The following is a 6,006-nucleotide window of genomic DNA, read 5'->3' as shown; positions in this document are numbered from 1 at the left end:
CTCCCGCCGAGTGGCGGGAGCTGCGTCAGGCGGCGCTGGCGCTGGGGGAAACGCTGGGGGCCGACGTGGTGGTGCAACCCGACCGGCGCCACCTGGGGGCTCCCAGGCTGGTCTGTTTCGATATGGACTCCACCCTGATCAAGGCCGAGGTGATCGATGAGCTGGCGCGCCGCCACGGGGTAGGCGACGAAGTGGCTGAAGTCACCGAGCGGGCGATGCGCGGCGAGCTGGACTTTCAGGCCAGCTTCCGGGAGCGGATGAGCAAGCTGGCGGGGCTGGATGAGTCGGTGTTGGCCAGCATTGCGGCCGAGCTGCCGCTGATGGACGGCGTCGAGCGGCTGATGGCCAATCTTCGCCATCAGGGTATCCGCACTGCCATCCTTTCCGGTGGCTTTACCTATTTTGCCTGTGGCCTGCAGGCGCGGCTTGGCTTCGATGAGATCCACGCCAATGAGCTGGTGATTCAGCAGGGCAAGGTCACAGGCGAAGTCCAGGAGCCCATCGTCGATGCCGAGCGCAAGGCGCTGCTGCTGGAGCAGATTGCCCAGCGTGAAGGTATCGACCTGGCGCAGACGGTGGCGGTAGGTGACGGGGCCAACGACCTGAAGATGTTGGCCAAGGCGGGAGTGGGCGTAGCGTTTCGCGCCAAGCCACTGGTGCGTGCCGAGGCGCGTCAGGCGTTAGGCGTGGCGGGGCTGGATGGCGTGCTCTATCTGCTGGGCTATTCCCAGGCCGAGCTGATCGATCCTGTCTAGTGATGACGGGGCGGCGTTTGGCCGCCCTGTTCAGCTCGAAGGGCTCTCGGTGCTGGGCGTCAGGCTACCGTACTCGGCCCGCAGGGCTGCCAGCCGTTCGGTTTCGGCCTCCGTCAGCGTAGGCGCGTGCCACAGCCGTTGGCCCTGGGCATCCTTCACGCCTTTCAGCGTTAGGCTGAGCTGAGCATCTCGGGGTATCTGATCGTTGCCCCAGGGGCCAAAACGGTTGGGCGCCAGGCTCCAGGTGGCGCGCTCACCCGGCGCCAGGCCGCCGGAAATCACGTAGTAGAACGTCTCGTCTACCCAGGCAACGTCGCGGTTGGCGCTGCGCAGTACGCCGCGCAGCTGCAGCTCGGCAATGCTCTCCTCGGAGTCGTTGCTGACCTCTAGTTCAATGACCGGCTCCAGCGCTCCGAATGGGCTGGAAGCAAGATAGTAGCGCGCCCTGTCGATACTCACCTGCGCCAGCTGCTGCTGGGCGGCTTCGGCGTTGGCCTCTTTTTCTTCCAGGCGGCTCAAGGTGCGCAGGGCCTGGTCACGCTCTCGGGCACGGCGCTGGCGCAGCATCTCGTCGGCTCGCTCGATGACCTGGTCGCCGGTGAGCCCGTGCATGTAGGCGTTGGCCGACTCGGCGATTTCAGCCGCGTTCATGCGCCCGGGTTGCAGCGCACTCATCCCGCTGAAAGACGATATGGCGATGATCTTCAACGCCTGATCGAACTCGTCGCGCTTGTAAGTGGGCAGCGAATCGCGGACTTTCTCGATGGACACCACGGCTGCGGGCATCGAACTCGTATCAATTTTGGGGTCAGCGCAGCCCGCCATCAGCAGGGCCGTCAGCGACAGTATCGATAGCCTTGTCAGGCGCCGCATAGTTGTACCTCGTTACAGGCCAAAAAACCGACAGGGAGCTTACCCGAAAGTGGTATCGACCACTAGCCGGAGCAGAAAAACTCCCCTGTATCCAGCAGGTGGAAGGCGGCCCTTTTTGGTATAAAGTGTGCCGATTCAACGTTTCCGAGAAGCCCCGTTCCATGAGTGCATCCTTTACTACCTGGCAGGCGCGCTTTGAAAAGCTGCGCAGCAACAAGCTGTTCGAGACCGTGGTGATCGCCATCATCGTGCTGTCTGCCCTGACCATCGGTGCCCGCACCTATGATGAGGTCAGTCAGTTCGAGCAGTGGCTGATCTATCTGGACATCGCCGTCACCATCTTCTTTCTGGTGGAACTGCTGATTCGCATGGCCGCCGAACGCAATCTGACCAACTTCTTCAAAAAGGGTTGGAACGTGTTCGACTTCCTGATCGTCACGGCCAGCCTCATCCCCATGGACGACTCGGAGATGGTGCTGCTGGCCCGCCTGCTGCGCATCTTCCGGGTGCTGCGTCTGGTGTCGATGATTCCCGAGCTGCGCCTGCTCTTGGTGGCGTTGATCAAGTCCATTCCACGGATGGGCTACGTGGCGCTGCTGATGTTCATCATCTTCTATATCTACGCGGCGGTGGGCAGCTTCATCTTCCATACCGTGGATGAGCAGCTGTGGGGCAACATTGCGCTGGCCATGCTGACGCTGTTCCAGGTGGCCACCTTCGAGAGCTGGGCCACGGCGGTGCTGTATCCCACCATGGAGCAGTACCCCTACGCCTGGATCTACTTTCTGACCTTCATCTTTTTGAATGCGTTCATTTTCCTGAATATGATGATCGGTATCGTGCTGGACGTGATGCAGAAAGAGAGCGCACAGATTGATTTAGAAAGCGGAGAAGGCGAAGCTGCAGAGATACAGGGCCTGCGTGACGACGTGCGCGCACTGCGCAGCCAGTTGGATCGCATGGAGTCCGCCCTGCAGGCGGCCGCGCAAGCAAAGCCTGGTCTAGCACAGCTTGGCCAAGCAAAGCCTGACCGCGACGAATAACAGGAGAGCCACGATGATGATGAAGGACCCTTCGAAAAAGTATCGCCCTTTCGTGGCGGTGGACCTGCCCGACCGTCAGTGGCCCGGCCAGCGCATCGACACGCCGCCCATCTGGTGCAGCGTCGACCTGCGCGATGGCAACCAGTCGCTGATCGACCCCATGGATCAGGAGCGCAAGCAGCGGTTGTTCGACATGCTGCTGAAGATCGGTTTCAAAGAGATCGAAGTGGGCTTTCCTTCTGCGTCGCAAACCGATTTCGATTTCGTGCGCTCGTTGATCGAGCAGGACAAGATTCCCGACGACGTCACCATCCAGGTGCTGACCCAGGCACGGCCGCATCTGATCGAGCGCACCTTCGAGGCGCTGAAGGGCGCCAAGCGTGCCATCGTGCACGTCTACAATGCCACCGACCCGATGTTTCGACGGGTGGTGTTCAACGTCGACAAGGCAGAGTGCGTGCAAATTGCCGTGGACGCCACGGCGCAGATACGTGACCTGATGGCCGCCAACCCGGAGACCCAGTGGACCTTCCAGTATTCGCCGGAACTGTTCACGACCACGGAAATGCCTTTCGCCGTGGAGATCGTCGAAGCCGTGATGGACACCTTCGGCCCCAGCGTGGACAACCGGATGATCGTCAACCTGCCGGCCACGGTCGAAGTGGCCACGCCCAACAATTACGCCGACCAGATCGAGTGGTTCTGCCGCCATGTGAAAAAGCGCGATACGCTGATCGTCAGCGTGCACCCGCACAACGACCGCGGCACCGGCGTAGCGGCGGCGGAGTTGACCCTGATGGCAGGTGCCGATCGCGTCGAGGGCACCCTGTTCGGTAATGGCGAGCGTACCGGCAATGTGGACATCGTGACACTGGCCATGAATATGTACACCCAGGGCGTACACCCCCAGCTCGATTTCTCCAATATCACGCCCATCATGCGCGAAGTGGAGTACTGCAACCAGCTGCCGGTTCATCCGCGCCATCCTTACGTGGGCGACCTGGTGTTCACGGCGTTTTCCGGTTCGCATCAGGACGCCATCAAGAAGGGCATGGCCGAGCGTCGCGCCAACCCCGAAGCCCCCTGGGACGTGCCGTACCTGCCCATCGATCCCATGGATGTCGGGCGCAGCTACGAAGCCGTGATTCGCGTCAACAGCCAGTCGGGCAAGGGCGGCATCTCCTACCTGCTGGAGCAGGAGTATGGCATCGAGCTACCGCGCAGGCTCTCCATCGAATTCAGCCAGGTGGTGCAGGAAGTGGCGGACCGTACGGGCCGCGAGATCACTTCCCAGATGATCTATCAGGCCTTCCTGGAAGAGTACCTGGAGCGGCAGGCACCGCTGGCGCTGGTCAACCACCGCCTGGTCTCCGAGCCGGATAGCCCCCGCGTCACCCTGGAAGCCGTCGTGGAGCAGCAGGGCGAACGCCATCTGTTGAGCGGTCAGGGCAACGGCCCGCTGGCCGCCTTCGTCAAAGCGCTGCACGCCCATGGTCACGACGTGGAGATCATCGACTACCACGAGCACTCCCGAGGCCAGGGCGCCGATGCGGAAGCCATTGCCTATGTCGAAGTCCGTATCGACGGCCAAGCCGTGTTTGGCGTCGGCAGTGACGAGAGCATCACCAGCGCCTCCATGAAAGGCGTGCTGAGTGCCATCAATCGTTATCATGTGGCTCGTTCCCAACAGTAAACGTTTAGGCGGCAACGTTGGAGTAAACACGGTTTACAAGATGCACTGACTCAGAGATCAGCATGGAGCAGGCGTATCTGCCCATGGAGGAAGTGCATCGCCAGCTACAGAATTGGGTAGGCTCATTAGGGTGTATATCCCTTTGACATATCCATTGCGTTGGCTAACATGAGTTCCATGTACGGTATCTCCCGATGGTCCTGTCACAGGAGTCTGATCATGGAACAAGGCGCAGTCTTTCAGAGTAATCGAAGCCAGGCGGTTCGACTGCCCAAAGCGTTGGCTCTGCCAGAAGGTGTAAAGCGAGTCGACATCGTGGCCATTGGTCGTACCCGGGTTATATCGCCAGCCGGGGAGGCCTGGGATAGCTGGTTTGAGGGTGAAGGCGTGAGCGCTGATTTCATGTCGTCACGTGAGCAGCCCACCGAACAGGAACGAGACCTGTTTTGATGCTCAAGTTCATGCTCGATACCAATATCTGCATTTTCACGATTAAAAATCGTCCGCAAGAGGTTCGTGAGGCATTCAAACAGCATCATGGGCAGCTGTGCATCAGTACTGTCACACTGATGGAGTTGGTGTATGGTGCAGAAAAATCTGCTTTCCCTGAACGTAATTTAGCCACCATCGAAGGGTTTGCAGCCAGGCTGGACGTGTTGATGTACGACGAGGCAGCGGCATCGCATACAGGGCAGCTGCGCGCTGAACAAGCCAAGGTGGGCAAGCCCATAGGCCCTTACGATCAAATGATCGCCGGTCACGCGCGCTCACGAGGGCTGATACTGGTCACCAACAATATGCGCGAGTTCAAAGCAGTGCCGGGCTTGCGTGTAGAAGATTGGGTAGGCTCGGGGCAGTGACGCTCTATGGCGGGAGACCTAGTGTCAGAGCGATTATTCCAGCATAGAACAGCAGGATAGCCGTCAATGTGCAGAGGATGGGTAACACGGGTTGGGTGGGTCTTCGTGCTGATTGCCTTGGCAGCTGCAATATTGACCTCGGCTGCCTCCCGCGAGCCCTTCGAGCCACGGCTGGTGCGGCTGGAAGCCCATAAGGCACTGCCTGCATTGCCCCTTGAGCAAGAGTCTCCTGAGATCAACGCGCTGATGCTGCACTATGCTTCTGATCAGGCGCTGTGGATGAGCGCCTGGCTGGCTGTCATGCAGCATGGCGATCTCGCCCGGGAGGTACTGCTCGCGTACGGGCTCTCACCCCAGTGGCAAGACGTATTGGTGCGTTATGGTGCCGATGCGGTGCTGCCGGTCAGCTATTTTCATCATCACGACAGCGCCACGCTGCGTGCGCAGCACTGGCTGGGTGAGCGCTACCAGCAGCTGAGCCGATGGTGGAGCGATGAAGAGATGCCTGCCCCGGCGCAATGGTCGGCCCAGCAGCGCGGGCTGATGGGCATTGCATTCCTCGATGCCGAGGGGCACGCACTGTTGAACCAGTTCGTCATCGACCGTGAAGGCCAGGTGAATTGGCTGCAAGGCGAGCGCGTCGTGACCGGGGTGGGCGACTTTTTCACCAGTGGGATTCGTCAACTGGAGAGCCAGTGGCGCAGCGGCGACGGCGTGCGTGCCAGCGATCTCGGGTGGGCAGGGGTGGACCTGCTGGTGATGGCCAGCACGGTCAAGGTGCT

The 6,006-nt window shown here is 60.5% G+C and carries 6 protein-coding genes and 1 pseudogene; 6 read left to right on the top strand and 1 reads right to left on the bottom strand.

Translation table 11 applies throughout. The features are described 5' to 3' along the window. A partial coding sequence (gene serB / locus B7L72_RS10775) for a phosphoserine phosphatase SerB (RefSeq protein WP_081194235.1) occupies positions 1-755 on the top strand: 755 nt, incomplete at its 5' end. A 30-nt stretch (positions 756-785) separates the two neighbouring features. Here serB and B7L72_RS10770 read toward each other — a convergent pair. Next, positions 786-1,628 carry a DUF6694 family lipoprotein gene (locus B7L72_RS10770; protein ID WP_081194232.1) on the bottom strand — a complete coding sequence of 281 codons (843 nt, stop codon included), beginning with the start codon at positions 1,626-1,628 and terminating at the stop codon, positions 786-788. A gap of 161 nt (positions 1,629-1,789) precedes the next feature. Here B7L72_RS10770 and B7L72_RS10765 point away from each other — a divergent pair, with 161 nt between their 5' ends. From B7L72_RS10765 to B7L72_RS10745, 5 genes and pseudogenes are all read left to right on the top strand, one after another. Next, positions 1,790-2,671: an ion transporter gene (locus B7L72_RS10765; protein ID WP_081194230.1), complete on the top strand. Its 882-nt coding sequence runs from the start codon at positions 1,790-1,792 to the stop codon at positions 2,669-2,671. A gap of 13 nt (positions 2,672-2,684) precedes the next feature. Continuing rightward, positions 2,685-4,364 carry a 2-isopropylmalate synthase gene (leuA, locus tag B7L72_RS10760; RefSeq protein WP_081194227.1) on the top strand — a complete coding sequence of 560 codons (1,680 nt, stop codon included), beginning with the start codon at positions 2,685-2,687 and terminating at the stop codon, positions 4,362-4,364. Between the two features lie 219 nt (positions 4,365-4,583). Continuing rightward, positions 4,584-4,814, top strand: a complete 231-nt coding sequence (gene vapB / locus B7L72_RS10755) for a type II toxin-antitoxin system VapB family antitoxin (RefSeq protein ID WP_081194225.1) — start codon at positions 4,584-4,586, stop codon at positions 4,812-4,814. After that, positions 4,814-5,224, top strand: a complete 411-nt coding sequence (gene vapC / locus B7L72_RS10750; RefSeq protein WP_016913422.1) for a type II toxin-antitoxin system tRNA(fMet)-specific endonuclease VapC — start codon at positions 4,814-4,816, stop codon at positions 5,222-5,224. The genes vapB and vapC overlap by 1 nt, the downstream gene beginning before the upstream one ends. 105 nt (positions 5,225-5,329) lie before the next feature. Beyond that, positions 5,330-6,006: pseudogene (locus tag B7L72_RS10745) on the top strand (hypothetical protein); the annotation flags it as partial.

Source organism: Halomonas sp. BC1 (assembly GCF_002078135.1).
Taxonomy (GTDB): Bacteria; Pseudomonadota; Gammaproteobacteria; order Pseudomonadales; family Halomonadaceae; genus Vreelandella; species Vreelandella stevensii.
The sequence above is the reverse complement of the archived record's forward strand: the minus strand, read 5'-3'. Positions and strand labels throughout refer to the sequence as shown.

Bases quoted from the DNA above. Each gene is read 5' to 3' on its own strand.
- B7L72_RS10765 (WP_081194230.1), top strand. From the start codon at position 1,790: ATGAGTGCATCCTTTACTACCTGGCAGGCGCGCTTTGAAAAGCTGCGC.
- vapB (WP_081194225.1), top strand. From the start codon at position 4,584: ATGGAACAAGGCGCAGTCTTTCAGAGTAATCGAAGCCAGGCGGTTCGA.
- B7L72_RS10770 (WP_081194232.1), bottom strand. From the start codon at position 1,628: ATGCGGCGCCTGACAAGGCTATCGATACTGTCGCTGACGGCCCTGCTG.
- leuA (WP_081194227.1), top strand. From the start codon at position 2,685: ATGATGATGAAGGACCCTTCGAAAAAGTATCGCCCTTTCGTGGCGGTG.
- vapC (WP_016913422.1), top strand. From the start codon at position 4,814: ATGCTCAAGTTCATGCTCGATACCAATATCTGCATTTTCACGATTAAA.